The 25823-nt window shown below is 65.7% G+C and carries 22 protein-coding genes and 1 tRNA gene; 13 read left to right on the forward strand and 10 right to left on the reverse strand.

The window, feature by feature from the left end; all coding sequences use genetic code 11:
• Window positions 1–3: 3 nt before the first annotated feature.
• The 6 genes from GC146_RS05090 to GC146_RS05115 are packed head-to-tail and all read left to right on the forward strand — an operon-like array spanning window position 4 to window position 6558.
• Window positions 4–1152 (forward strand): Gfo/Idh/MocA family oxidoreductase, encoded by a 1149-nt coding sequence (locus tag GC146_RS05090; protein WP_291835235.1) that lies wholly within the window; start codon window positions 4–6, stop codon window positions 1150–1152.
• Between the two features lie 17 nt (window positions 1153–1169).
• Window positions 1170–2150 carry an SIS domain-containing protein gene (locus GC146_RS05095; RefSeq protein ID WP_291835238.1) on the forward strand — a complete coding sequence of 327 codons (981 nt, stop codon included), beginning with the start codon at window positions 1170–1172 and terminating at the stop codon, window positions 2148–2150.
• Window positions 2147–3223, forward strand: coding sequence for an SIS domain-containing protein (locus GC146_RS05100; protein ID WP_291835241.1), 1077 nt, complete (start codon window positions 2147–2149; stop codon window positions 3221–3223). The genes GC146_RS05095 and GC146_RS05100 overlap by 4 nt, the downstream gene beginning before the upstream one ends.
• Window positions 3220–4131, forward strand: a complete 912-nt coding sequence (locus GC146_RS05105) for an ROK family protein (RefSeq protein WP_291835244.1) — start codon at window positions 3220–3222, stop codon at window positions 4129–4131. The genes GC146_RS05100 and GC146_RS05105 overlap by 4 nt, the downstream gene beginning before the upstream one ends.
• Entirely contained in the window at window positions 4124–5410 is a 1287-nt protein-coding gene (locus GC146_RS05110; protein WP_291835246.1) for a class II D-tagatose-bisphosphate aldolase, non-catalytic subunit, read from the forward strand. Before GC146_RS05105 ends, GC146_RS05110 begins: the two co-directional genes overlap by 8 nt.
• Entirely contained in the window at window positions 5407–6558 is a 1152-nt protein-coding gene (locus GC146_RS05115; RefSeq protein WP_291835248.1) for an N-acetylglucosamine-6-phosphate deacetylase, read from the forward strand. The genes GC146_RS05110 and GC146_RS05115 overlap by 4 nt, the downstream gene beginning before the upstream one ends.
• Here the strand turns inward: GC146_RS05115 and GC146_RS05120 are convergent.
• Window positions 6539–8002 carry an FGGY-family carbohydrate kinase gene (locus GC146_RS05120; protein WP_291835251.1) on the reverse strand — a complete coding sequence of 488 codons (1464 nt, stop codon included), beginning with the start codon at window positions 8000–8002 and terminating at the stop codon, window positions 6539–6541. The two genes, GC146_RS05115 and GC146_RS05120, sit on opposite strands and share 20 nt — an antisense overlap.
• Before the next feature lie 112 nt (window positions 8003–8114).
• On the opposite strand from GC146_RS05120, the gene GC146_RS05125 reads away from it, so the two are divergent.
• The 3 genes from GC146_RS05125 (at window position 8115) to GC146_RS05135 (ending at window position 11590) form a co-directional block, all read left to right on the forward strand.
• Window positions 8115–9056 (forward strand): substrate-binding domain-containing protein, encoded by a 942-nt coding sequence (locus GC146_RS05125; RefSeq protein WP_291835254.1) that lies wholly within the window; start codon window positions 8115–8117, stop codon window positions 9054–9056.
• Window positions 9057–9130: 74 nt separating this feature from the next.
• Window positions 9131–10618, forward strand: a complete 1488-nt coding sequence (locus GC146_RS05130; RefSeq protein ID WP_291835257.1) for a sugar ABC transporter ATP-binding protein — start codon at window positions 9131–9133, stop codon at window positions 10616–10618.
• Between the two features lie 3 nt (window positions 10619–10621).
• Complete coding sequence (locus GC146_RS05135; protein WP_291835260.1) at window positions 10622–11590, forward strand: ABC transporter permease; 969 nt, start codon at window positions 10622–10624, stop codon at window positions 11588–11590.
• A gap of 11 nt (window positions 11591–11601) precedes the next feature.
• Here the strand turns inward: GC146_RS05135 and GC146_RS05140 are convergent, their stop codons facing one another.
• On the reverse strand, window positions 11602–13161 hold the full coding sequence (locus tag GC146_RS05140) for a class I SAM-dependent methyltransferase (protein ID WP_291835263.1): 1560 nt from the start codon (window positions 13159–13161) through the stop codon (window positions 11602–11604).
• A gap of 82 nt (window positions 13162–13243) precedes the next feature.
• On the reverse strand, window positions 13244–14119 hold the full coding sequence (locus GC146_RS05145) for a hypothetical protein (RefSeq protein WP_291835266.1): 876 nt from the start codon (window positions 14117–14119) through the stop codon (window positions 13244–13246).
• Window positions 14120–14268: 149 nt separating this feature from the next.
• Here GC146_RS05145 and GC146_RS05150 point away from each other — a divergent pair.
• Window positions 14269–14344 (forward strand) — tRNA-Thr (locus GC146_RS05150).
• Between the two features lie 407 nt (window positions 14345–14751).
• Here GC146_RS05150 and GC146_RS05155 read toward each other — a convergent pair.
• Window positions 14752–15129: an ester cyclase gene (locus GC146_RS05155; RefSeq protein WP_291835270.1), complete on the reverse strand. Its 378-nt coding sequence runs from the start codon at window positions 15127–15129 to the stop codon at window positions 14752–14754.
• Between the two features lie 258 nt (window positions 15130–15387).
• Between GC146_RS05155 and GC146_RS05160 the strand changes: the two genes are divergently transcribed.
• Window positions 15388–16020: a tyrosine-type recombinase/integrase gene (locus GC146_RS05160; RefSeq protein ID WP_291835764.1), complete on the forward strand. Its 633-nt coding sequence runs from the start codon at window positions 15388–15390 to the stop codon at window positions 16018–16020.
• Between the two features lie 169 nt (window positions 16021–16189).
• Entirely contained in the window at window positions 16190–17122 is a 933-nt protein-coding gene (locus GC146_RS05165; protein ID WP_291835272.1) for a hypothetical protein, read from the forward strand.
• Between the two features lie 371 nt (window positions 17123–17493).
• On the opposite strand, the gene GC146_RS05170 is transcribed toward GC146_RS05165, so the two are convergent.
• The 6 genes from GC146_RS05170 to GC146_RS17715 all read right to left on the reverse strand — a co-directional run bounded on the left by GC146_RS05170 (window position 17494) and on the right by GC146_RS17715 (window position 24664).
• On the reverse strand, window positions 17494–18342 hold the full coding sequence (locus tag GC146_RS05170) for an HNH endonuclease signature motif containing protein (RefSeq protein WP_291835275.1): 849 nt from the start codon (window positions 18340–18342) through the stop codon (window positions 17494–17496).
• Between the two features lie 3 nt (window positions 18343–18345).
• Window positions 18346–19908 (reverse strand): AAA family ATPase, encoded by a 1563-nt coding sequence (locus GC146_RS05175; RefSeq protein ID WP_291835278.1) that lies wholly within the window; start codon window positions 19906–19908, stop codon window positions 18346–18348.
• A gap of 161 nt (window positions 19909–20069) precedes the next feature.
• Entirely contained in the window at window positions 20070–22091 is a 2022-nt protein-coding gene (locus GC146_RS05180; protein WP_291835281.1) for an ATP-binding protein, read from the reverse strand.
• A gap of 60 nt (window positions 22092–22151) precedes the next feature.
• On the reverse strand, window positions 22152–23105 hold the full coding sequence (locus tag GC146_RS05185) for a hypothetical protein (protein ID WP_291835284.1): 954 nt from the start codon (window positions 23103–23105) through the stop codon (window positions 22152–22154).
• Window positions 23102–23758: a TauD/TfdA family dioxygenase gene (locus GC146_RS05190; RefSeq protein ID WP_291835287.1), complete on the reverse strand. Its 657-nt coding sequence runs from the start codon at window positions 23756–23758 to the stop codon at window positions 23102–23104. Before GC146_RS05190 ends, GC146_RS05185 begins: the two co-directional genes overlap by 4 nt.
• 774 nt (window positions 23759–24532) lie before the next feature.
• Window positions 24533–24664 (reverse strand): sulfotransferase, encoded by a 132-nt coding sequence (locus tag GC146_RS17715; RefSeq protein WP_363241094.1) that lies wholly within the window; start codon window positions 24662–24664, stop codon window positions 24533–24535.
• A gap of 128 nt (window positions 24665–24792) precedes the next feature.
• On the opposite strand from GC146_RS17715, the gene GC146_RS05200 reads away from it, so the two are divergent.
• Window positions 24793–25752, forward strand: coding sequence for a LysR family transcriptional regulator (locus GC146_RS05200; RefSeq protein ID WP_291835293.1), 960 nt, complete (start codon window positions 24793–24795; stop codon window positions 25750–25752).
• Window positions 25753–25823 lie beyond the last annotated feature (71 nt).

The following is a 25823-nucleotide window of genomic DNA, read 5'->3' on the forward strand; positions in this document are numbered from 1 at the left end:
AAGATGCGCGTAGCTGTAGCCGGGACGGGTCTGCGTCCGGCCCATGTCCTGTCGATCATGCGCGAGGAAATGCCCGAGATGCAGATCGTGGGCTACTTCGATCCGCAGCCGACCTTCCTCGACCAGATCGGCGCCGACACGCCCGCCTTCGACAGCGTCGAGGCGATGCTGGAGGCGACCAAGCCCGACATGCTGTTCGTCGGCTCGCCCAACGTCTTTCACCTTGACCAGATCCGCGCCGGGCTGGAGGCCGGCGTGCGCATCTTCACCGAAAAACCCGTTGTCGTCAGCATGGAGGAAACCTTTGCCCTGGCCGAGTTGTTGGCCAAGCACGGCACCGATCGGGTGATGGTGGGCCTTGTCCTGCGCCATTCGCGCCACATGGTCGACCTGCGTGCGGCGTTGTCGCAGGGCCAGCTGGGCCAGATCACCTCGCTGGAGGCCAACGAGCATATCGGGCCCTATCATGGCGCCTTTTTCATGCGCGACTGGCGGCGGATGATGAAGTGGTCGGGCGGCTTCATGCTGGAAAAGTGCTGCCACGACATCGACCTTTACAACATGGTCACCGGCTCGCGCCCGAAACGGATTGCCAGCTTCGGCGGGCGGAAGTCCTTCGTGCCTGACAATGCGCCCTCGTCGAACTCGGAAAACGATATCTTCCACGTCAAGAAATCGGTCTGGAACAGCGTCGATGACCCGTTCCGCTCGGACGGCGACATCATCGACTTCCAGACCGCGATCTGCTCCTACGAGAACGGCGCAAGCCTGGCGTTTCACACCAACCTCAACGTGCCGGACGAACATCGCCGCTTCTGCGTGATGGGCACGCATGGCATGGCCGAGGGCGATTTCGTGCGCGGCTATCTGAAGGTGACGGCGCGCGATGGCACGCGGCTGGCCGATCACGACTATACCAAGGGCGACCACCCCGCGACCGGCAACCATTACGGCGCCGACAACCTGATGGTGCGCGACATCGTGGCCTTCCTGCGCGAGGAAACCGACAGCCTGCCGGTGGGCATCGTCGACGCGCTGGAGGCGGGCGTCGCCGCCATGGCGATGGACGAGGCCCGAATCGAGGGCAAGCTGGTTGATCTGACCGAGACATGGGCCAAGTTTGATGCCTACGGTCTTCGGGGTCGGGGATGATGAAGCCGGGACGGCATATGCGCGCCGAGATCGCAGAGGCGCCCGCGGTCTTTGCCCGCGCTGCGGCGGGCGGGGCGCCGGGCGCGGCCGCGTTGCTGGCCGGGCGGCGGGCGATCTACACCATCGCGCGCGGCTCGTCCGATGCCGCGGCCAACATCCTGTCCTACGAATTCATGCGCGAGCTGGGTTGGCCGATGACATCGCTGCCGCCCTCGATCTTCTCGGTGGGTGGCGGCGTTGATCTGCAAGGTGCGGCGGTGCTGGCGATCTCGCAGTCTGGTGCCAGTGCAGATCTTGTCCGCTCGGTCGAGGGCGCGCGGGCGCGCGGGGCGGCGGCGCTGGCCATCACCAACGCGCCGGGATCGGCGGTCGAGGCGGCGGCGGACATGACGCTGCCGATCGGGGCCGGACCCGAGGTGGCGGTGCCCGCGACCAAGACCGTGATCGGCTCTGTCGGGGCCGGACTGGCGCTGCTGGGCGAGATCGTTCCGGGCTACGCCGCGCGCGCAGCAGCGGCAGCCGACAGCATGGCAGCACTGGCGGGCCGGTCGCACCCGCGCCGCGACGCGCTGCGCGCGGCGCTTCTGCGCGCCCAGCACGTTTATGTCATCGGGCGCGATACCGGCTATGGCGCGGCGCATGAACTGGCGCTGAAGCTGAAGGAAACCTGCGCGCTTCATGCCGAGGCCTATTCTGCCTCCGAGGTGCTGCACGGGCCGCTGCAACTGGCCACAAAGGCCCTGACCGTGCTGATCCTCGACACCGGCCTTCCGGCGATCCGGGACAGCCTTGATACCGCCGAGGCGCGGCTGCGCGCGGCGGGCGGCACGGTGTTGCGCATCTCGCCCGCCGACGTGGGCGCGGGGGCGCTGACACCGGCGGCGGCGGCGGCGGCGCTGCTCTATCTTGCCTACCCGGTGGTGCTGGACACGGCGCTGGCGCTCGGCCATGACCCTGACAGCCCCGCCACCCTGTCGAAAGTGACCCAGACGACATGAGCGCGCCCGACCTCACCCGCTGGGATACCTGGCGCGAGATCATGATCCAGCCGCATGCCTGGCGGGCCTGGGCCAGCCATCTGGACATCGCGCGCCTGCGCGGCTGGATCGCGGCGCAGCGGGTGGACGAGATCTGGCTGAGCGGCGCCGGGTCCAGCGCCTATATCGGCGAGATCGTCGCGGCGGGACTGGAAGGGGCGGGCGGGCCGCGCCTGCGCGCCGTCGCCTCGACCGACATCGTCAGCCGTCCCGGCGCCTACCTCGCTGGGCGGCGGCCGCTGGTGGTAAATTTCGGCCGCTCGGGCAATTCCTCGGAAACGCTGGGCGTTCTGGATGCGCTGGACGCGCTGGCCCCCTTCGCGCCGCGGCTGAACATCACCTGCAACCGCGATGGTGCGCTGGCCACCCGACCGGCGCGTGGCCCGCAAGAGGTGATCGTGTTGCCCGAAAGCACCCATGACGCCGGCTTTGCCATGACGGCAAGCTTCACCACGATGCTGCTGACGGCGCTGGCGCTGTTCGACCCCGCCGCTGATGGGGCGGCCCGGATGACGGCGATGGCCGCGAGGCTGGATGCATTGCTGCCGGGGCTGGCGACGGCCGCGGGCGCACCGCCCGACCGGGCCGTTTTCGTGGGCGCAGGGCCGCTGGCCTTTGCCGCGCGCGAGGCGGCGCTTAAGGTTATGGAGCTGTCAGCCGGGCGCATCCCGGCGCTTTGGGATAGTACGCTGGGCTTTCGCCACGGGCCGAAATCCTTTGTTGCGGATGGTACGCGGCTGCATGTCTTTATCCATCCCGATCCGGACGTTGCCCGCTATGACCACGATCTTGCAGCAGAGCTGCGGGTCCAGTTCCCGAAGGCGCAGACCGTCACCATCGGTCCCGGCGGCAATATCGATATCGCGATGCCAGAGGGGGCTGTCTGGGGCGCCGCGCTGGCGGTTGTGGCGGCGCAGGTGGCCGGCGTCGTCTGGTCCAACGCGCTGGGCCTCAACGTGGATGATCCGTTTGCGGGGCAGGGCACGCTTGCCCGCGTGGTCAGCGGCGTGCGGCTTTACCCGGTGACGTCATGATTGCTGCCGGGCTAGACCTTGGCGGCACGAAAATCGAGGCGCAGGTCTTCGATGACGACTGGCGCGTGGCGGCGCGACGGCGGATCGCGACACCGCCGGAGTATGACGCGCTGGTGGAGGCGATGGCAGACCAGATCAGCTGGGCCGAGGCGCAGGCCGGTTGGCCGGTGCCAGTTGGGATCAGTGCCGCCGGGCTGGTCGCGCCGGCGACAGGGCTGGCGCTGACGGCGAACCTTGCCGCCAGTGGGCGCCCCTTTCCGGCCGATATCATCGCGAAGGTGGGCCGCCCCGTGGCCTATTACAACGATTGCCGGGCCTTCACGCTGTCCGAGGCGACATTTGGCGCGGGCCGCGGCGCGCAGACGGTGGTGGGGCTGATCATCGGCACCGGCATCGGCGGCGGGCTGACCATCGCCGGGCGGCTGGTGCCGGGGCCTGCCGCGGTGGGGGGAGAGTTTGGCCACATGGCAGCACCGGCCGCGCTGGTTGTCCGGCACGGCCTGCCGGTGGTGTGCTGCGGCTGCGGGCGAGAGGCCTGCGTCGAAACGCTGATTGCTGGGCCGGGGCTGGTGCGCGTGGCCGAAACGGTGACAGGCCGCCACCTGACGCCGCCAGACATCGTGGCAATGCGGACAAGCGATGCCGACGTTGCCCGTGCTTGGGGTATCTGGTGCGAGCTTGTGGCGGAACTTCTCTTGCGCATTACGCTGATGATCGATCCCGACGTTGTCGTCCTTGGCGGCGGGCTGTCGCAAGCCGAGGGGCTGCTGGATGATCTGGGTGAAGCGTTACGCGCGGCCCAGTGGACTGGTTTTGGTGTGCCCCGGCTGGCGTTGGCCGAGGGCGGCGATGCCTCGGGCGCGCGCGGCGCGGCCTATGCCGCCTGGGCGGAGGCGCGCGATGGCTGAGGTGCTGCGCCAAATCATCTCCCGCAACCGTGCTGGCCACGCGGCGGCGATCCCTTCGGTCTGCTCGGCGCATCCTGACGTCTTGCGCGCCTCGCTTCTTCTTGCGGCCGAGCTGGGCAGGCCCATCGTGATCGAGGCCACGTCGAACCAGGTCAACCAGGATGGCGGTTACACCGGCCAGCGCCCGGCCGATTTCATCGCATCGGTGCGCGCGCTGGCGCATGAATGCGGTCTGGGGCCCGATCAGGTCGTCTTTGGTGGCGATCATCTCGGCCCGCAGGTCTGGCGCAAGGGACCGGCCGAGGCGGCGATGGCCAAGGCCCGCGTGCTGGTCGCCGATTACGTGCGCGCGGGCTTCACCAAGATCCACCTCGACTGTTCGGAGGGGTGCGCGGGCGAGGCCGCGCAGGTGGGCGATGCGTTGGCCGCATCCCGCGCCGCCGAACTTGCCGCCGCCTGCGAGGACGCGGCGGAAGGCGCTGGACCGCTTTACGTCATCGGCACCGAGGTGCCCCCGCCGGGTGGCGCGCGCCACGACATCGCGGAAGGCGCGGCCCCCACCACGCCGGCCCATGCCAGCGCGACCATCGCGGCCCATCGCGCCGCCTTTGCTGCCGCGCGGCTGGACGGGGCCTGGGATCGCGTCGTCGGGCTGGTCGCACAACCGGGCGTGGAATTCGGGCCGATGCAGGTTCAGCACCTCGACATGGGCCGCGATCCCGGGTTGCGCGCAGCGGTAGAGACAGTTCCGGGGCTTTGCCTTGAGGCGCATTCGACCGATTACCAGCATGCCGTCGCCTATCCCCGGCTGGCGCGGCTGGGCTTTGCCTTTCAGAAGGTCGGTCCTGCGCTGACCTTTGCCTGGCGCGAGGCGATCTATGCGCTGGATCATCTGCGCGCCATCGCCGGCCGCGCCCCGGCCGAAGGGCTGCCCGAGGTGATGGAGCGGCTGATGCTGGCCGCGCCCGGTGCCTGGCAGGGCCATTACCACGGCGATGCGGCAGCGTTGCGGTTGCAGCGCCATTTCGGTTATGCCGACCGTATCCGGTATTACTGGCCCCATCCCGAGGCGGCGCGAGCGGTGGCCGCGCTGTTACACGATGTCTCGGCCATGTCGCTGCCCGCCCCGGTGTTGTCGCAGGGTTTTGACGCGGCAACCATGGACCGGGCCGAGGGGCTGATGGGGGCCACGGGCGGCAACCGGCCCCGCGCGCTGCTTCTCGCGGCGGTCCAGCAGGCGCTGGCGCCCTATTATTTCCCGCAGGAGGGGACGGCATGAGCAGCGTGACATGGCTTGCCCCCGACCTTGTCTTTGATGGAGAGGTTTTGCGGCCCGGCCTTGTGCTGGGCGTGCAAGGCGGACATGTGGCACATCTTCTGGCACGTGAGGCAGTGCCCGAGGGCGCCCATGTGCGGCCGCTGAATGGCATCGTCAGCCCCGGCTTCATCGATCTGCAGGTCAATGGCGGGGGCGACGTGCTGGTCAACGACGCGCCGACACCCGAGCGTCTGGCCCGGATCATCGCCGCACATCACCGGCTGGGGACCGTGGGGTTGTTGCCCACCGTGATCACCGATGCACCCGGCGCGATCGACCGTGCCGCGCGGGCCGTGCGCGCGGGCTGGGGGATGCCGGGTCTGTTGGGCCTGCATATCGAGGGCCCGCATATTGCGCCCGCTCGTCGTGGCACCCATGCCAGCGGCTATGTGCGGCCGCTGGAGGAAAGCACTATCGCGCTGGTCGAGGACCTGCGTGCAGCCGGCATCCCGGTGATGATCACGCTGGCGCCCGAGGCGGCGACGGGGCAGGGGATTGGCCGGCTGGCTGCGACGGGGGCCATCGTCTCAATCGGCCACAGCGATGCCACGGCCGAGGAGGTGCGCGCGTCGCTGGCGGCGGGGGCGCGCTGTTTCACGCATCTTTTCAACGCGATGTCGCCGATGCTGAACCGCGCGCCGGGCGTCGTGGGGGCCGCGATCAATTCGACCGCTTATGCCGGGATCATCTGCGATGGCCACCATGTGGCAGACGAGATGGTGGGGCTGGCGATCCGCGCGCGACCGGAGCCGGACCGGATGTTCCTTGTTTCCGACGCAATGCCCACCGTGGGCGGTGGCGACAGGTTCAGCCTTTACGGCGCCGAGATCCGGATGGAAAACGGGCGGCTGGTGAATGCCGAGGGCTCGCTGGCCGGGGCGCACGTGACGATGGCCGAGGGCGTGGCGCGGCTGATCGGCACCGTCGGCGTGGCACCCGAGGTGGCGCTGCGGATGGCGGTCACCGTGCCCGCGCGGCTGATCGGGCGGCCCGATCTGGCCACGCTGGAAGGCAGAGAGGTGGCTGACCTGGTCCTGCTCGACGACGGCTTTGCCTATCGCGGGTCGCTGGCGCAGGGCCTGCCCGCGGTCACGCCAGCGCCGCGTTGATCGGGCGGATCTGCGCGTAAAGCTCTTGCCAGAGGGCAAAGCGACGGTCGGCGCGCGCGCTGGCCCCGGCATCGGGCGTGAAGAGCTGTTCGGGCGTGGCCAGCAGCGCCGCGGCCTGCACCAGATCGGCCATCAGGCCGCTGCCCGCGCCGGCCATCACCGCCGCGCCCACCGCGCCGGGATCGGTTCCGGTCATCCGTTGCAGGGGCAGGCCGAAGGCATCGGCGCGGATCTTGCACCAGCGATCCGAGGCCATGCCGCCGCCACCCGCGCGCAAGAGCCCCGGTCGCAGCCCCGCCGACCGCGTCAGCGCCTCGAACGACAGTCGCGCGGCGAAGGCCACGCCCTCCAGCACCGCGCCCGTCACCTCCGGCGCGCCATCGCCCAGCGTCAGGCCCGCGAAGGTGCCGCGCGCGCTCGCGTCCCAAAGCGGCGCGCGTTCGCCCTGAAGGTGCGGCAGGAATAGCGGGCTGGTCGCCTCGGGCATGGCCGCGCCGCTGGCGGCCGCGCCCACGTCCTGACCGGTCAGCCGCGCCACCCAGACCAGCGCCGCGCCGCCCGCCTGCGTCGGCCCGGCATGCAGGGTGATCCCGGCCCAGCCGGGAAAGGTCACCACCCCCGGTTCGGGCAGGCGCGTGGCCGACACGATGCCCATGACCTCACTAGTGCCGCTGAGATACATGGCGCTGCCCTCGGCGGCGACGCCGAGGCCCAGCATGCTGACCCAGGCATCCATCGTGCCGGTGAAAACCGGCGTGCCTGCCAGCGGCAGGCCGGGCGCGATGCGGCCCACCTCGGCCAGCGGATCGACGAGGGGCGGCAGGCGTTCTGCCGCGCCGGGAACAAGCGCGATCAGCGCCCCGGCATAGCGCAGGTCCGTTCCTGCCATGCCGATGGCCGACAAGGGATCGGCCGCGACCTGCCCGGTCAGGCTGGCGGCCACGTAATCCTTGGGCTGCATCACCACCGCGGTGCGCGCCCATGTCCCGGGTGCTGCGGTGGCCATCCAGGCCATGCGGGCAAGCGGATGGCTGGCATCGACGGGGATCGGCGCGCCAAGCCAGGCCAGCTTGTCGGCGGGGGCGATGCGGGCGTCCAACGCGGCCCCCGCGGCGGCGGCGCGGGTATCTTGCCAGACCATCGCCGGGGCCAGCGGGGCAAGGTCGGCGCCGACGAAGACATGGGTGCCCACCTGCGCGGTCAGCCCGATGCCGGCCACCTCGCCCCGGTCGGGATGGGCGGCGAAAAGCGCCAGCGCCTCGCGCGCCAGCCGCGCCCAGTCGCCCGCATCCTGTTCGACGCGGCCCTCGGCCGGACGGCGGGTGGGGTAGGGGCGCGAAAAGGCCGCGCGGCGCTGGCCGTCGCGGCCCAGCAGCACCGCCTTGACGGCCGTGGTGCCAATGTCGATGCCGATCAGCGTGGGGTCGGTGGCAGTGGTGGGCATGATGGTCTCTCAATGGGCCGGCCGTGCAGCCCGTCAAAGCGCTGGACGGGGCAAGACTGGCCTGCCAAAGATGGGCCTGCAAGCCATTTGGAACCTTGGGGAGGTCCTTGACGTGATCCGAAATACCATCCTGACGGCGGCGCGACGCGCGCTGCTGGCCACCGTCGCCACCGCCTTTGCCGCTACCGCGGCGCTGGCCGCCGAGAAGGTGGCGGTCATCACGCCCTATCTGGCGCAGCCGGGCACGCAGTTCTACGTCGATGCGTTCAAGGCGCGGGCGGCCGAACTGGGCTGGGATGTCAACGTGATCGACACCGCGGGCGATGTCGCCGCCGTGATTTCGCGGATGGAGGACGTGGTCAACCAGGGCGTCGATGCGATCGTCATCAACGTGGACCCCGCGCAGGTGGGCGCGGGCCTGCAGGCCGCGGCCGATGCCAAGGTGCCGGTCTTTGGCATGGATGCGGGCACCGATCCGCTGATCGTGGCCAACGTCACCTCGAACGGCTACGCGATGGCGGCGGAAACGTCCGTCTACGTCGCCAACCGGATCGGCGGCAAGGGCAACGTGGTGATGTTCACCTTCGACCCGTTCCCGCCCGTGCAGGTGCGCGGCGTCATCGCCAAGGCCGTCTTCGGCAACTTCCCCGACATCAAGGTGATCGACAACGTGACGCCCGACGTCTCGGACGGCGGCATCGCCGACAGCCGCGCCAAGATGGAGGCGATCCTTGCCGCCAACCCCGAGCCGGGCAGCATCTCGGCTGTCTGGGCGGCGTGGGATCAGCCGGCGCTGGGCGCGCTGCAGGCGATCGAGGCCGCGGGACGGCAGAACGAGGGGATCGTCATCACCGGCATCGATGCCAACCCGCAGGCGCGTGATGCCATCGCCACCGGCGGTAATTTCGAGGCCTCGGTCGCGCAGGATTTCGCCGGGATCGGCCGCACCACGGCCGACACGGTGGCCTATGTTCTGGGCGGCGGCACGCTGAAGCAGAACGTGGTTTACGTGCCGACCAAGCTGATCACTGCCGCCAACGCGACCGACAAGTAAGGCGCGCGATGGCCCAATTGCGGGGGGCGGTACAGGTTGTGCCGCCCCCTTCGTCTGCGCCTCGCCAGTTTGCTATGCCCGACCTGATCCTTTCCGACATCGTCAAGAGCTACGGCGCGGCCACCGCGCTGGACGGCGCATCACTGCACCTGCGGGGCGGCGAGGTGCATGCGCTGATGGGCGAGAACGGGGCGGGCAAAAGCACGCTGATCCGCATCCTTGCCGGGCTGGAGCGGCCTGATGCAGGGCGGATCGAGATCTTCGGGCGGCCGCTGGGGCCCGGCGGGGCGCAGGCGGCGGGCCTGCGGTTCCTGCATCAGGAATTGCAGGTGGTGGCGGGGCTGAGCGTGGCCGAGAACATGCACCTTGCTCGGCCCTATCCGCGCCGCCTTGGCTTTGTGGACTGGGGCGCGCTGAACCGCGCAGCGGCGACGGCGCTGACGCGGCTGGGGCTGGAGCGGATCGCGCCAGCCACGCCGATGGGGGCGCTGGGGCCGGGCGACCAGATGCTGGTGCGCATCGCCGCCACGCTGATCGCGGATGGCGGGGCCGCGCCTTGGGCCTATGTGATGGACGAGCCGACGGCGGCGCTGACCGGGGCCGAGGCCGAGCGGCTTTTCGCCGTGATCGATAGCCTGCGCGCGGGGGGTGCCGGCATCCTCTACGTCTCGCACCGGATGGACGAGGTGATGCGCCTGGCCGACCGGGTGACGGTGCTGCGCGACGGGCGCTCGGTGTCGTCGCGGGCCATCGGCCAGACGGACCAGGCGCGGATCATTCACGACATGACCGGGCGCGAGATTGCCACGCTTTACCCCGACCGGGCGATGCCGGGGGGCACGACACGGCTGGCGTTGGAGAGCGTGGTGGCGGGACCGCTTTCGGGCGTCTCGCTGGAGGTGGCCGCGGGCGAGGTGGTGGGCCTTGCCGGGCTGGCCGGAACCGGGCGCGGGGCGCTGCTGGGCGCGGTGATGGGGGCGGTGCCGCGGCAGGGAAGCGTGCGCGTGGATGGACAGCTGCTGCGGGCCGATACCGCCGCGGCCTGGGCCGCCGGGCTGGCCTGGATCCCGCGCGAAAGGCGGGCCGAGGGGATTATGCCGGGCCTTGCCCTGCGCGAGACGGTGGCGCTGCCGCATCTTGCGCGGATGACGCGGGCGGGGCTGGTGTCGCGCGCGGCGGAACGCGCGACGGTCGCGCGGCTGGCGGGCGACGTGCGGCTGAAGGCGCAGGGGCCCGACCAGCCCTGCGCGGAACTGAGCGGCGGCAACCAGCAGAAGGTGCTGTTTGCCCGCGCACTGGCGGGCGATCTGAAGGTGCTGGTGCTGGACGAGCCGACGCGCGGGGTGGACGTGGCGGCGCGGTTCGATATCTACGCGCTGGTGCGCGGGCTGAGCGCGCAGGGCGTGGCGGTGCTGATGTCCTCGTCCGACCTGCCGGAACTGATCGGCCTGTCGCACCGGATCGCGGTGCTGGGCCGGGGCCGGGTGGCCGAGGTGCTGCCCGCCGAGGGTCTGGACGAGGCAGGCCTGCTGGCGCGCTGCTATGCCGCGATGGAGGGCTGAGAGATGGGACAGGTGATGCGCCGCTACGGCACCGCGGCGGGCATGGCGGCGATCGTCGTTTTCTTCGCGGTGGCGCTGCCCGATACGTTCCTGACATTGCGCAACTGGCTGAACATCAGCCAGCAGATCAGCATGTTGGCGGTGGTGGCGGTCACGATGACCGTGGTCATGGTGATGGGCGATTTCGACCTGTCGGTGGGCTCGATGGCCTCGCTCGCGGGCGTGGTGGCGGCGGTGGCCTTTACCCATGGCTGGCCGGTTTGGGCGGGGGTGGGCGCGGCGCTGGCGGTGGGTCTGCTGGGCGGGCTTTTCAACGGGCTGCTGGTCAGCGTGGTGGGCATCCTGCCCTTCGTGGCAACGCTGGCGACGCTGACGATGTATAGCGGCTTTGCCTTCCTGATGTCGGGCGGCAAGACGATTTTCGGCCGCGACATCCCGGCGGCATTTTCCGGCTTTGCGCGCGGCGGCATCACGCTGGGCGCAACAGACGGGCGGCCGCTGGTGCTGCCTTGGCTGACGCTGCTGGCGCTGGGCGTCACGGCGGCGATCTGGCTGGTGCTGGAGCAGACGGCCTTTGGCCGCAGGCTTTACGGGATCGGCGGCAACGCGGTTGCGGCGCGGCTGGCGGGGGTCAAGGTGATGCGACTGCGCCTTCTGGCCTTCGGCTTTACCGGGGTGGGGGCGGCGACGGCGGGGCTGATGTATGCCGCGCGCGTGGCCTCGGCCAACCCCACGCAGGGCTCGGGCCTGATGCTGACCGCCATCGCGGCGGTGTTTCTGGGCATGACGATGTCGGCCTTCGGCCAGCCGCGGGTGCTGGCGACGCTGGCGGGCGTCGTGGTTCTGGGCGTGATGGATAACGGGCTGACGCAACTGCACGTCGACAGCTACGTGCGTGATGTCGTGGTGGGCGCGATCATCGTACTTGCCGTCTCGATCAGCGCGTTCGGGCGGCGCGCAACCGGGGGATAGATTGCCGCGGATCAGGCGGCCGGATCGGCCTCGATCACGCCGTACTTGACCAGAAGCGGCAGGGTGCGCCCTTCGAACCGGGCCCAGCGGCGCGCGAACTCGTCCTCCGGCATCGGCCCCTTCCAGCCTTTGCGCGCGCGGGCGGCGGGCGGCAGCCCGGCCAGAAGCTGCCGCAGCCGGGGCGCGGCGCCTGCAAGATCGGTTCCGTCCAGCAGGCCCACGGCGAGCGAATCGAACCGGCCCAGCTTGAAGGGCACGCCGGTGATCGGCGATGGCAGGTCGATGGAGCGTTCCGTGCCCGCGTCGCGGTCCCACAGCGCGCGCGACAGCCGATGGGTGAAGCGGTAGCGCGCGGCGGGCGGCAGGCTGACGGCGCGCGCGGGCCGGAGCAGCGGCTGGAACCGCCCCGAGGCGACCATGTCCCGGGCCGTGGCCACGATGTCGGCTTGCGGGAAGGCGGCAAGGCGGGGATCGGCCAGCACCTCTTCGAACAGGCGGTTGCCGCCGCAGACAAAGGCGGCCACCGCGCGAAAGACCTCGGTATCGAACGAGACCGTCAGGTTGGAAAGCTGCGCCGTCTTGCGGAACCGGTAGGGATAGACCGCGGCATCGAACCAGCGGCCTGCAAAGGGTGCGGGTGCGGGGGCCGGGCCGGCGGTCGCGGGGGCGTAGATATCCCAGCGGAACGAGTTGAACGCGGCGAGGCTGACCTGTTCGGCCGTGTCTGCCGGCTGCATCCGGGCAAGGGGCGCGGGAACGGGGCCTGCGAAGAAATAGCGCGGATCGGCCCGGTCGAACCGCGTGGTGCCGGCCAGCCGCAGCCCGACCTGCGCGAAATCGGCCCGGATCTCGGACAGGTAGCGCGGGACAAGGTGCCGGTTGCCGAATTCGTGGACGAGGTAGCGTTCGTCGCGCCCGCGCAGCGCCGCGAGGTCCTCGCGCAGGCCGCCGATGCGGTCGAAGATCGGCGCGTCGGCGGCGGCCAGCGCCTCGGCCCGCGCCAGCGCGGTTTTCAGTTGCACCACGATGGGCGCATCGGGCGGGCCCATCAGGCTGCGCAAAAGGTGAAAGAGCGCCTCTGTCGCCACTGCTGCGGGGCGCAGGAAATAGCACAGGTAGGCCAGCCCGCCCGGCGCCAGCATCCGCGCCATCAGCCCGTGCAGGGTTTGCTGCACCGCGGGCGAGACCCAGGAATAGACACCGTGGGCGACGACGTAATCGAAGGGCGGCAGGGCGGCCAGCGCGGCATCTTCAAAGGCGGCGGCCAGGAAGGTGACGTTGTCCAGCCCCGCCGCCTGCGCAAGAAGGGTGGCGTTGCGGATATGGTCGGGGTTCAGGTCCACGCCGACGAAGCGGGCCTGCGGGTAGCTGGCCGCGAGGATCAGCAGCGTCACCCCCTCGCCGCAGCCCAGGTCGAGGTAGCGGAACGGTGCGGCCGGATCCGGCCCGCCGACACCCGCCCAGGCCGCACCGACACTGATGGTGACGGGCGACTGGTAGGGCAGCGCCCAGCGCATGTAGGGAACTTCGGTGGCGTAGCCATCCTGCGACCAGCGCTGCGCCGGCTTCATCGCCCGGGCCCCCGGCCTTTACCCCGTGGGGCCGATCGGGGCCATGCTGCGCCGCGGGCCGGGAAGGGCAGGGACCTGTGCATCAGGGCGAGATGAAGTCGACCCCGGCCATCCGTTCGATGGCATAGACATCTTCCTCGTAAAGCTCGGTCAGCCGGGTGATCATCGCTTCGTCAAAGCCCGGAAGATCGACGGTTTCTTCCACCTCGTCCTCCAGCACGTACTTGTCGAGAAAGGCCGCGATGACGCGGCGCTTCTGCATTTCGGTCTGTGGCGGGTGCGACTTGAGATAGCTCATGAAGCGGGTCATCCCGTCGGGCGACATGATGGAGGCCAGCAGGTCATACCCGCCGAGGATGCGCGTCAGCGGGTCCACGCCCGAGATCTCGCGGATCAGCTGCGCCCAGATCAGCGGCGTATCCTCGTTGCACCAGACCGTCAGGCGGGCCTGCGGCGCGGCGGCGCGGATTCGCGTCACGACATCGGACCAGCGGATCGCCTCGGGCGCCAGCCCACACATGAACTCGGCGAAGTTGTCGCGCTTGGACTCGGCATAGGCTGCCGGCACGAACGTGGCCGGATTGCGCATTGCCATGAACAGTTCGATCTCGTCATGCGGGAAAAGCTGCATCAGCCCGCTAATCTTGGGCGTCGCCTGTTCGTAAAATGTGGCGTTCTCGAAGACGCGGTTGGGGACGCAGATGAAGGCCGAATTGCTCATCACCACCCGGTTGGCGTGCGCATCGTCGAGGATCGCGTCCATCAGCACCTCGTGCGCGTCGGGCGCGGGCGGGGCACCGTCGAGGCTCTGGATGGTTTCGCGGATCAGGCGGCGATACTTGCCGGGGCCGGGGACCTTGATCCCCAGTTCGGCAAAACCGTCAGCGTTTTTCAGAAGCGATTTCAGCAGCCGGTCATCATCCGTGCAATTCGCGCCGATGTGGAAGGCGATCTGCATTGCGGCCGGCACGTCCCCTGAGCTTTGCAACTGTCTAGCCGCTCTTCGCCGCGCTGGCAAACCGCTTTCGCAGCCGCGGCAACGTCTGCGCCCACGCGCGCCCGGTCTTGCACGACGCGCCCAAGCCGCCTAAATGGGCGCACCCGCGGGCCCCCATAGCTCAGCTGGTAGAGCAGCTGATTTGTAATCAGAAGGTCGGCGGTTCAAGTCCGTCTGGGGGCACCAAAATAAACAGATAAATCAATGATTTAAATTCATCTGTGTCGTGGTGGGGCGCGGCGATTTTGTAGTGTGGAAGCACTGTGGAAGCAGTCACACGGAAACCGCCAGTGTGGTCTTGGCGCAACGATTCTCTGTACGATCGTTCAGTCAACGACTGGCCGTTGTTGGCCCGACTAGGCTTGTCCACTTCCGGCCCAGAGCCGCCTTTGCCGCCACAGCCTGAGCGCGGCCGCTTTCGGCCCAAACCTGCCATTCACAGCGCCAGTCGACGCAGCAGCGCAGCTTCCCGAAACCGGACCTTTATACATCGCGCAGCATAGGACTGCGCTCGATGTCCGAGTTGCGGACGAAGCGGGCTTCAGTTGGCGTGCGCCCGGACATTCCGAAGACAAACAAGAAACCTTCGCACCTCAGTCGACCAGCCCCAGTTGCCGGGCGATTGTTGCGCTGTCATAATAGTCTCGACCTTCGACAACCTTTCCGTCCTTGACCCGCATCACGGAACAATAGCGGACTTCCGCGCGTCGTCCTGTTGGCTGAAAGTCTCCAAGGCTTGAACGCAGAACGCCCGTATGAGTGCCCGTATTGCGGAACTCGACGGTAGCCCATTCCCCATCCATGCTGACAATAACGTTCTCGACCTTGCAGAGCCCGTCCGGGAAAGCCTCGCGCCAGCGTTCGTAGTCGGCCTTGTACGCTTCCTTGCCTGGCAAGCTTTCACCACGGGCAACATCCTCGAAGTCGCAATCTTCCGCGATGACCTCTGCGCCGCGATCGGGATCGCGCATGTCCCACGATTCATGGAATTGACGGACGACTTTCTCAGTTGGATGCATGACCCGGACCTTTGCACGATGATTTGTGCCGACAGTATTGAATTGCTCTTGGCAGTCCAATGGAAAGTCCGCAAAGGGCTCGAAGCAGTCATGCGGCGGTGCGGCAGGATAGGCCCGCCGCGATCGCACCGCAGCGCGGCGGATTTGGTATGTTCGGCCGTCGGCATGATGCTGAAGACGTGGCGGGCGTGGTGGATCGGAGGAACCACCATGCCCACTACAAACCTGCCAGCCATCCGCGCCTGCCGGCCCGCTTGGAACAAGGGCCGCATCGTCGGCCAGAAGCGTCCGCTCGAACCGAAACATGTATGGGCAATCCGGGTCCGACTCGAGATCGCTCAGCGGATTCGCGAACTGGCCCTCTTCAATCTCGCTATCGACAGCAAGTTGCGCGGATGCGACCTGGTGAAGCTGAAGGTCGCTGACGTCTATGCGGCCGGGCAGGTCAAGCACCGCGCGTCGATCGTCCAGAGCAAAACCCAGAGGCCGGTCAGCTTCGAGATCACCGAGGGGACGCAAAAAGCCATCGCGACTTGGCTCGAGGCTCCGCTGATGGTCGGGTCAGAGCATCTCTGGCCGGGGCGCTTTCACGAACGCCGGCATATTTCGACAAGGCAATACGCCCGCCTCGTGCGGGACTGGGTGATCTCGATCGGTCTCGAGCCAAGCGCCTACGGCACGCACTCCATGCGGCGGACCAAGGTGGCGGAGATATATCGCAAGACCGGCAACCTCCGCGCAGTGCAACTCCTGCTCGGCCATACGAAGATGGATAGTACGGTGCGCTACCTCGGCGTCGAGCTCGAAGATGCGCTCGCCATCGCGGAGGCGGTGGAGCTCTGAGAAGTCGGGCCGGACGGTAGCGGCCGGCCCAGAGCGGCCGTTCGGGGTGTCGGCGGGGCCTGGTCGTTTTCAGGCCGAAGCCGCCGTTCGACATATCGCCGTCTCCAATCACTCCCCGCGCAGCCCCCAGAACCCTCCCATTGAGTTTCAAGCGCTGACCTGCCATCATTTGATTACGATGATCAGCGCGCCGTCTGCCGACGACGTGCAGTCGCCCGTTACCACGTTGCAGTGCCAAGGCGTCAGGATAAGCTACAAAATGGCCATCGCTCCGCCCCCAGCATATGAGCGACGACTCATTCTTTTCCTAGACTTCCTTGGGTTTCGCGAAATCGTTGCCGAGACCACAGATGATCCGGCTTCCCTTTCTCGGCTGATCGCCAGTCTCGATGCAATTAGGAGCATTTCTGAAGACGGCTTCGTAGAAAGCGAACAGGTCACTCAGTTCTCCGATTCGCTCGTTGTATCTTACCGGCTCGACGAGACTTCCGGCGTCTTCTGGTTGCTCCACGCGATGGCCATGACCGTCGTTGAACTCGCGGGTCGCGGCTATCTCTTGCGTGGCGCGGTAACCATCGGTGATCTAATTCATGACGATAGCCATGTCGTTGGCCCGGCGATGGTAGCCGCCTACGAGATGGAGTCGTGGCGCGCAATCATGCCGCGCGTTATCATCGATCCTGCCGTTCTCGACATCGTGCGTGAGCACCGGGGAGAGCTGCATACATCCGACGACGAGGAAGAATACGTGCGAAGTTTCATCGCCCTCGACGAAGACGGGGAGCACTTCTTTGACTATGTGTCTTGGCGATCCGTCGTCGAAATCGTCGGCGCGGATGACGATTCCTACGGCGCCTATCTCGAGAGGATTTCACGGTTGGTCGAGCGAGGCTTGGAACACTCCGATGTGAGGGTTCTGCGAAAGTATCTTTGGCTGCACCGTCACTATCTCGCTTCGATCGAACTTTTCCAAAACATGCCGGCCGACCATCCTTATCGTGCACAGAGCCCACGCAACTGCGAACTGATCGCGTCATTGCCGCGGTTCGAAGCGCTTAGCGCCGCAGCGTCGGCTTCCGTCGTCGCCGCAGAACAGCGGTAGTGGGTCGTCACGCTAAACCGGTGAGACGCCAAGCTGCACCTTTCCTTCAAAAGACCCGCAACAGGTCTCTTGGGCGAAATCGCGACTTTTCTGAACGAGTCGAGTTTGCCAAGAGTCACACGCTAGCGACGGTTGCCACCCGCCCGGTCCCGGCCCTTAGCTGCCGTTCGGACGCCTCTAGGCCGACGTCCGCTTCGCGCCCCCAAGTCGGACGTTCTCTGTCCAGGTCAGGCGTCTTATAAGCTGACCGACCCCTTTCCCATGGTTAGCGCCGCATCGCACGGCAATCGTGAGTTCGGGCCCCCGGCGTTGCCATGGAAGCAGTAATGGGGTTCTTGTATGGGCTTTTCACTCGGGAAAGATGCTGATGCTCAATGAGGCTGAGGCCGAACCGACTCGAAGCCGCCGTCACAGAAATCCTCGTTGCCGGCTAGAGATCGATAGAGCTTGGCTACCCAGTAGTTTGGACCTGACACTTCCTCGAAATCCTCCGCTCCCTCGATCAGCTTCTCCGCGACGCGCCCCGCATCTTCACCCGGGCCATAAGCGCGACAAAGCGCGGGATACTGTCCCCCCAAATGCTCGAGGCCCATCCGTCTGTAACGATCGGCGAGGTCTAACTCGTTGAAGTGTGACCGCAGGTGCTGGAAGGTCTGAAGCGCCATTCCAGCTGGCCGGGTCAGGCGGTATGACAGGATTAGCGCATCCGCTTCCATACGCGTGTGCACCGCCAGAAACGCCGTGTCCGGGATCACGTCGCAGCAAGGGTGCAGGAACATCCGCACGTTCGTCCCCTCGTCCATGATGCGGTCCCGCTTGCGCGTGTTGCAGACCGCGCAGCTCGGCACGAGATTCTTCGGGAATATCGAAAATTCAGGGTACTGCTCCTTCGGCAGATAGTGGTCCAGCGTCGAGGACTCGCTGATCCCGCAGAACGGACATCGCGCGACGCTGATCCTCTTCAAGAGATCGCCGCGGAGCGCCGTCATAGGCTGGGTCTCCACGGTGAACGCGTGCCGCATCGCCTCCTTCTGCGGATCGGTTAGTGGTGCTTCGTCCAGCTCGCCGACCTCCGGAGCGGCATCCTCGTAGCCCTGATAGGCGGCGAGGACTTCCGCGCGCGCCGCCCGCATTAGGCCACGCCGCGGTTGGAGCTTGGCCGCGGCGATTTCATCGAACACATCCGTCGCATCGACGGCGAGCATTGGGATCGAGCGCATCGGCTATTCCTCGATCTCATCGCGAATACTCAGAATGTAGGAGCGCGCCGCGAAGCCCAGCTTACGCCCGAACGCTTTCTCGATCTCCTCAAGCGTGTTTCGCCGCGCCAGCGCGCCCAGCGTCTCGTGCCAATCTGTCGAGCCATCGCCGAGATTGAAGACCTCCTGCGTGATTACGCCTATGCTTTCCGCGAACGTCTCTACACTCGGCCCCACGACCCGGTTCTGGTCGGCCGCTCGGCGCAGCACCTGAACATATTTAGCCGGGGTCTCCTGCAGGACCACCGGCGAGTGGGTGGCGATGATCGCATAACCGTCGAAGGCTTCGAGACAGGCCCGCACGCTTTTAAGAAACGCGGCGAGCAGCGGCGGATGAAGGTGGGTTTCAGGTTCATCAATGAGAACCAGTGTCGGCTCCGACCCCGAGATGTGCGCCGTGAGCTCGGTGACAATCTTGAGAACCACCTTGTGGCCACTGCTCAGTCCGCGGAAAAGCTCCCCGAGTTCGTCATCATCGCGATTAGCATAGAGTTGGGTCAATCCGATGCGCTGGAACGACGGGTCGCGCAGGAGCGGCTTCAGGATTTCCAGCAGGTCATTCAGACGGTCGGCTTGGCGGACGCGCTCCAGCGCCGACAGGAATTCCGTCTCGATCTCCGCAGGAGTGCGCAATCGGTAGGCTTGCTCACCGTTTGGTGCGTCATCATCTGATCTCTCGCGAAGACCACAGTAGACGTATCCAAAGATCTCTCCGCTCTCTTGGAGCCTTTCTTTCTCCTCATCAGTGCGGCCAGGAATGACGAAGATGTCGAACGCGCTATAGGACACCACAACAACGGTCTTGAAGGGCGGCGCGGTGCCGACGAACCGACCCGCCGCCTTGTCCAGCACATCTTCTTTGCTGCCGTAGCCGTAGCCGCTCGCCACGATGGCGAGGTTCGAGAGTAGGCGCGTCTTGCCTGTCCCGTTGTCGCCAATTAGGGCATTGATACGGTTCGGCAGCCGACTGCGTCGCCGAAAATCGAAATCGATCGTGAAGGCGTTCGCGCCTCGCGCCACCCGCGTCTTGAACTTGACCCTAAACCCCGCGCTTCGACGTTTCGTCGGCATGGTGGGCGCACGCAACAACTGTGCGGCATCGTCGATCGTGCGCTCGGCGCCGCTAAAACGCAGCAGCGAGACTCGATAGGCCTCACTGTCTTCGACACTCGCTTTGATCTCGTCGTCGAACGCGACATCTCGAAGGCCCCTGAGATACGGCTCGAAGACGGCGCGTCCGAGCTTATAGAGCGTCTCATAATAATCGAGGTCTGCGGCCAGCGAGGCATGGCCGACGGGCAGTTCACTAAACGGCCGCTCGGGCATTTGGGTGTAGCCGCTGGATCGATCCGCCTCGATGATTTTGATGCTGCCAAGGTCATAGCTTTCATCGGCCGACATGTGCAGCGTGACGTGGAAGGTTGTCTTGTAGCCGTAGTCATCCCAGTTATTCTGGACGAGCACGGCATGGGGGTAGCGGTTGGTCGTTGGCGACTCCCCAGACCTGAACTTGACGATAAATCTCATTCCAATCTCCCCACGCATCGAGTGCCTTCATCAGTGATGCGGCACGCAACCTCATCGCTCCAACCCCACTCGCAGCCGTCTCGCCCGTTCGCGGAAAGCCACGCATACCCGCAAGCTCCTTTAAGCATCTAAGAAAATCCCTGGGCACCGCCTGCACCTCTTCAAGCGCGGCCAGGATCGGCGTCGTGATCGCTACCACTTTCATCGGCGTCTTCGACGATGACACCTTCCAGAAACTGGCTATGTTTTTCCTGCAGATATCTGATCGCGGTACTTTCGTCGGCGGAATGCTGCAGATGCTCCTGGAAGAACTGAAGGCGAGCCCGATTTTCCTCGATGAGTTCGCCCCAGGTCTTTATGCCGACGATATGCCGCGGCCCCCGCGCGATCAGGCGGCGCTCGCGATCTGGACCACTTTCGATCTCATGCTTCGCGAAGTCGTCATAGGCGTTGGACACCAGCCAGAAGTGCCAGTGCACGCCGTCGACGGTCGAGAACCGCTCGTCTGACGTGACGGCGATTGCGTATTTCTTTGCCTGCGTGACCTCGTCGGCGCCGATCTTCACCTTCGGCGCCTTGAGCTCGACGATCATGTGCTCAATGTCGTTGGCACGATGCCGTCGCGTAGAGCGCGAAAACATCAGGTCGATGATGCCGCGCGCCTTGCCGATCACTTTCACGGGCTCGTCGATCGCGATGTTCGGATCGAGATGGTCGCGATGCTTTTCGAGGACGCGACGGAGATCCTTGTCGCTCACCCAAAGATTATACTCCTCGCCAAACACCCAGGTATTTTCAGCGAGGATTTTGTGGAGCTGGGTGCGTTCCTTCAACCGGCCTTTGGTTCCCAGGTCGAAGACGATTGATTCGAGCGCGGAAATGAACTTCAGTCGATCGGCGACAGTTTTGGCGGCGGTGATGATCGCGGAGAGTGTCGTTTCCTGCAAAAGGTTCGCAAGCTCCTTCTGCTTGCGGGCCGGCAGGTCCAGAACCTCCTTCAGAATGAGCTGCAACTCCTCCGGTCCGCGCTCGATGGCGTTGCGCAGCATGCGAAGGTGCAGCGCCTTCGCCTTTGCCGAGCTGATGCCGAGATCGGGCGCAAGCTCCTGAACCTGAACCGCAACGATGTCGAACACCTGTCGCTCGACCTTCTCGACGGCGTTCTGCGGCGTGCCGCGATAGGGATAGACGTCTTCGGCGATCCACTCGTCGACCAAAGATCGCGCCCTTTCCGCCGATTTGTCGCGGAAATAGTCCTTGATTGTCGTTCGGGCATTTTCGACGGCTGCGCTCAGCAGGGGATCCATCTCCGAGAGCGCAACGCCTTCTTCGTTGTTCAATTCCTCGACATAGGTAGATTTCAGATAGGCGGAGAAAGAAAAGCCGGGAATGTGGAAGCGCGTTTCGACCTGATCGAACGGAAAGCCGCTCGCGGAGCAAAGATAGAGGACTCGCCGCGCATCCGTTCGCCATTCGATGACATGGAGCTCGACATCGTGCCGGGCGCCATCATCCTTTTCGACCGGTGGCAGTGCCACTTTGTAGTCACTGGCGATGACCTTTTCGGGGTCGAGCCTATGACCGGCGATCGAGATCGACACGCCTCGATAGTTCATCAGGTAGAGCGCGAAGATCTCGTTCAGGTCCTGAAGGCCATCTTCGCTCTCGAAGGTCTTGAAATCGCGCCGGAGGTCGTCGATTTCGACGATGACCCCCGTTGAGCGCCCGAGCGCTGGCGCTTCCTCGGTGATGGTGACGTCGGTGAGATCGGCCTCGAGGAGCCGGACCTCGAACGCCTTACGCCCGGACGGATCGTCATAGCAGACCTTCCAGGTGACCGACTGGCCGAGGGCGAACGCCTTGTAGCGGCCGCGCCCTTCCTGGCCGTGGATCATGCGGCGGTTGCGTTTGGTCTGGCGGACGTGGCGTTTCCAGGAGCCGCCGAGATTGCCGAACAGCGCCCGGGCGTCGCCGCGGGAAAATCCGTCACCATTGTCGTAAACGACGATTTTCGACATGCCGCCTGCGAGGTCGTTGTGCGCGAACTCAACCGATACCTCGGTGGCGTCGCCATCGAGGCTGTTCCACAGCAACTCCGCAAGTGCAGGCACCGGCTTCGCCTTGGTCTGTCGCGCGACGAAATCATCTCTTACCGCGACGGATACGTGTTCCTCACCGGCCATTTACCCTCCCAAGCCCATACGCGAGCCAGTTTACACGCCGACCACGCCGAGCGACAAAGTTCAGTACTCGTTGTTGTCATCTTCATATCCGGAATAGTCATCCTCAGGCGCATAATATTCGGCGGCGTCGTAGACTTGCGTCTTCTTGTAGCGATCGCTCAAGCCAACCACCACGAGACGCGACAGGCCGTTTATCTTGAGCCCGCACGCGACGCATTCGAACCGGTCTGGCAGAAATTCCTGGGTTTCGGTGATCTCGCCGTCGCTCAGCCGTTGCTGTGGCGCAGAGACCGATTCACCCCAAACGAGTGCCTGGGAGGTGCAGGCGGGACAATCGACGCGATGGCCGGCATGCCGCGTGGCCCAGACCGCGGCCTGTGTGGTCAGTGTGTTGCGCTCATCGAGAGGCTTGGCGAGCCAGACCTTTTTGTGGGCATCGACTTCGCCCTTAACCGCCTTCGCGCTGTCGTCGACAGCGGCGGCGATCAATTTCGTCGCTACATTTGCCTCATTCTCCCCAATGAAATCCTCAAGCGTCGCACCCATCGAGGCGAGAAGAATCTCACAGGTTTGGTAGAAGCGCGGCTGCCACGACGATCCCTTTACCCCGTCGAAGGCAAGCTCGCCGGAATGAAGCTCCGCGTTGCGGCGGCCCGTGTGTTGGATGCCGAAGCTTTCGTGCTCTTTGGCGAAATCTGGGAGGATGGCAGTGAGCCGCTTGAAGACCTCGCTGACGGCGATAGATTTTGGCGCGAACCGCTCCTCCGTGGGCGTGAAACCCAGCGCGTGATACAAGCTCGACCAGCTCTTATCGGTGTCCGCGATGAGGGCGGGACTGATATTGGCGAGCGCGGCGCGGGCGAGAAATTCAAGTGCAAGGCTGGACCATAGGGCATGTTCCCAGTCGTCGCTGCCGAATGCGCTCATATGCTGGATGTAGCGCTCTGCCTTGAGATAGAGCGCGTCCGGATCGCACGAGGCCGGCGTCGCGCCGGGTGAAATCGACTTCTTCAATGTAGCGCCTCCAGATACACGCGCTCGATCGCCCGGCTTTCGCGCCCGGGAAGGATCGGGGAACGGGCATGCAGCATCCGCCAATTGTCGATCAGGAGCGTGTCGTGAGTTTGGGCCAGCGACATCTCTGTCGGCGTGCATGTCGAAAGCCATTCACGAACACGAAGGTCGGCGACTTCGCCGATCCTGCTCGCCGGTTTCAGGAAGACCTCGTCCCAGCGAACCCGCACGACATCTTCGACGGGCTCGCAAAGGCGCAGGAGCGAGATGGTTCCGTCACGCGGTCTTCGCGGCTTGAAGATGGCGCGCGCCAGAATGTCGAGGGTGACGGCGTCGATAAGGTCGTACCCGTCGATCAGCAACGTCGGGATGTCTGAATAGCCGGTGACGCAGCGCAAAAGGAGGTATCGCGGTGGCGTGCGCCAGTGGGCGAGATCCGAGTGAAAAGGGAAAAGATTTAGGCCGAAAATACCGCTATAGCTGTTCGGTGCAGCCTCGCTGAGCGGCACGAGCGTCTGGACGAGTCGATCTTCCCATGGTTCCAGGGGTTTGCCAAAATCCTCCGCTATCTCGATGATGCTGTCGTTCGGCCTATGACTCCTGAAAAATATGTAGCCGCTTTTGCGGATCTCGTCTCTGATTTCTAGCGACATTCTTGCACGTGGTGTTTGGCGCGACGCACCGCAACCTCTCCTTTGATCACCATTTTGCCGGGAGTGTACAGCGCGTATTCGCGCAGGATCAACGTGCGTAACATGCTGGGGACATTTCCGTCGAAGCGGCAGACAAGAAGTCGGCTGCGGAAAGGCAGCTTTCTGCTTAGATGCCGTGTAGTCCCGACAGTCCGGTTACGGACCCGAAGCGGCCGTTCATTAACTCTGCGGCGAACTTCTGGAATCCGCCCTAACCCCTCGTTGCCATCTGCCGCCTCATTCCTCCCCCCTTACGAGCCGCCCTAACGGCCACGCGCCCCTCTCCCGTATCAGCCCCGCAGTGGCCCCGGGGCGGTGGAGGTTTTCGTCTTCCGCCGCCCCGGTCCTGGCTTAGGGCGCGAATGCACCGCTGACGACTTCACCGACGACGCGGCGCGCGGGGGCCGTCATGTATTGCCGGATGTTCCGGGCGAACCACGGGGCGGCAACGGTTCCGGAAATCTCGTCAAGCGCGCGGCGGCTGCTGTACAGCACAACGATGATCGCCTGCGCCTCGTCAGTGCGGATCAGGCTGCAGCCGCGAAACTCGGGGTCGGTGACAAGCCCGTTCAGCTCATCGAACTTGCCGGCAAGTTCGTTCCAGTCGGTGTCCGGCCTGATCTCAAGCTGATTGATGACGGCGTGAATGGCCTTGTCCTCCGTCAGGCGGCGCTGCTGTCGGCGGGCGGGGCAATGTCGGGCTCACCACCGAACTTCGCCCAGAATTCGTCGCGCTCATTGCTGCGCGGGATTGCCCATCACCTCGACCATCTTGTGGCAGGGCCCGAACCCCAGTTGTTCCAGTGCGATTTTGGTCGAAAGGGTACCTGTCCGGCCAAAGCCGGTTCCGATCACTTTGAGTGACATGTGCTGTTCCTTTTGCGATGCTGGTCCCGTGTCCTTCGGGACCGATCACAGGTTCGCCCGCAGAACGGCCCCTGTCCAACGAAGAGCATGCAGGTCGGATGAACAGAATTAACTTGTCGCGTATCGACTTGAATCTCCTCGTGACTTTCGAGGCGCTGATGGATCTTGGCAGCGTGACGCTTGCGGCAGAGCGGGTGGGGCGAACCCCCTCGGCGGTCAGCCATGCGCTGGCGCGGCTGCGCGAGCAGGTGGGCGACCCGCTGATGGTCAAGGTCGGCGGCAGGATGCAGCCAAGCCCCTTCGCGCTGAGCCTGATCGAGGATATCCGGCCCCTTCTGCGCGGGATCGAGAAGGTCATCACCCCGCCCGCCGCGTTCGATCCGGCGACCAGCACCCGCACCTTCCGGCTGGCGATGCCGGCCTTTCCAACCCTTGTTGCCCGGATCATGGAACGCGTCGCGCAAGATGCGCCGGGGGTTGAACTGGAATGGCTCGGCGTTGGTCCGCTTACCACCAACGAGGTCAGGCAAGAGCGGGTCGATATCGCTATTGTCGCACCGGGAACCGCGCTTGTGGACGGTCTTGATGGCTGGATTTCGCCCCCGACGCAGCGGCTGTCCTTCGCCCGCAAGGACCATCCGGCGCTTGAGAACTGGGGCATGGAGGCATGGCTGGCCTATCCGCATGTCGTTATAGGCATCGGCGGGGCGGCCCGTCAGACCGTTCAGGAAGCTGTCGAGCGTGACGGGTTGCAGCGCCGGGTCGGTGCGCGCCTGTCCGAATTTGCCGGTGTCGCGCCGCTTCTGGCGCGTAGCGATCATCTGGGGACGTTCGCACCGATCGGGGTCGCGGAGGATGCGGTGACATTCGGGCTGGTCTTTCTGGAGCCACCGATCCACATGCCGCCGATCCGGTTTCCGATCGTCTGGAATGGTCGCCTCGCAAATGATCCTGCAATCATGTGGTTACGCAAGACGGTGATCGAGGCCTATGAGCACACGGCAGCCAAGATCGACGCCATCATTGCTTCGGTAGATATCGTGCGCCCGGTATTGCGCCGCCCAGTTGGTGACACGGACGGCGGATAAGGCGCCAATCATCGGCTTGAGATCGGGCCGGCCCGGCGGCATCAAGGGCATTCGTGTTGGTTGTGGGCGAA

This window comes from Limimaricola sp. (assembly GCF_016125575.1).
Classification (GTDB): domain Bacteria; phylum Pseudomonadota; class Alphaproteobacteria; order Rhodobacterales; family Rhodobacteraceae; genus WGLM01.

Excerpts from the sequence above, each read along its gene's own strand:
- GC146_RS05130 (WP_291835257.1), top strand. The coding sequence starts at position 9,131 with ATGCCCGACCTGATCCTTTCCGACATCGTCAAGAGCTACGGCGCGGCC.
- GC146_RS05090 (WP_291835235.1), top strand. The coding sequence starts at position 4 with ATGCGCGTAGCTGTAGCCGGGACGGGTCTGCGTCCGGCCCATGTCCTG.
- GC146_RS05175 (WP_291835278.1), bottom strand. The coding sequence starts at position 19,908 with ATGAGATTTATCGTCAAGTTCAGGTCTGGGGAGTCGCCAACGACCAAC.
- GC146_RS05160 (WP_291835764.1), top strand. The coding sequence starts at position 15,388 with ATGCCCACTACAAACCTGCCAGCCATCCGCGCCTGCCGGCCCGCTTGG.
- GC146_RS05105 (WP_291835244.1), top strand. The coding sequence starts at position 3,220 with ATGATTGCTGCCGGGCTAGACCTTGGCGGCACGAAAATCGAGGCGCAG.
- GC146_RS05135 (WP_291835260.1), top strand. The coding sequence starts at position 10,622 with ATGGGACAGGTGATGCGCCGCTACGGCACCGCGGCGGGCATGGCGGCG.
- GC146_RS17715 (WP_363241094.1), bottom strand. The coding sequence starts at position 24,664 with ATGTCACTCAAAGTGATCGGAACCGGCTTTGGCCGGACAGGTACCCTT.
- GC146_RS05120 (WP_291835251.1), bottom strand. The coding sequence starts at position 8,002 with ATGCCCACCACTGCCACCGACCCCACGCTGATCGGCATCGACATTGGC.
- GC146_RS05095 (WP_291835238.1), top strand. The coding sequence starts at position 1,170 with ATGCGCGCCGAGATCGCAGAGGCGCCCGCGGTCTTTGCCCGCGCTGCG.
- GC146_RS05155 (WP_291835270.1), bottom strand. The coding sequence starts at position 15,129 with ATGCGCGATCCCGATCGCGGCGCAGAGGTCATCGCGGAAGATTGCGAC.
- GC146_RS05115 (WP_291835248.1), top strand. The coding sequence starts at position 5,407 with ATGAGCAGCGTGACATGGCTTGCCCCCGACCTTGTCTTTGATGGAGAG.
- GC146_RS05140 (WP_291835263.1), bottom strand. The coding sequence starts at position 13,161 with ATGAAGCCGGCGCAGCGCTGGTCGCAGGATGGCTACGCCACCGAAGTT.
- GC146_RS05145 (WP_291835266.1), bottom strand. The coding sequence starts at position 14,119 with ATGCAGATCGCCTTCCACATCGGCGCGAATTGCACGGATGATGACCGG.
- GC146_RS05180 (WP_291835281.1), bottom strand. The coding sequence starts at position 22,091 with ATGGCCGGTGAGGAACACGTATCCGTCGCGGTAAGAGATGATTTCGTC.
- GC146_RS05110 (WP_291835246.1), top strand. The coding sequence starts at position 4,124 with ATGGCTGAGGTGCTGCGCCAAATCATCTCCCGCAACCGTGCTGGCCAC.
- GC146_RS05170 (WP_291835275.1), bottom strand. The coding sequence starts at position 18,342 with ATGCGCTCGATCCCAATGCTCGCCGTCGATGCGACGGATGTGTTCGAT.
- GC146_RS05100 (WP_291835241.1), top strand. The coding sequence starts at position 2,147 with ATGAGCGCGCCCGACCTCACCCGCTGGGATACCTGGCGCGAGATCATG.
- GC146_RS05190 (WP_291835287.1), bottom strand. The coding sequence starts at position 23,758 with ATGTCGCTAGAAATCAGAGACGAGATCCGCAAAAGCGGCTACATATTT.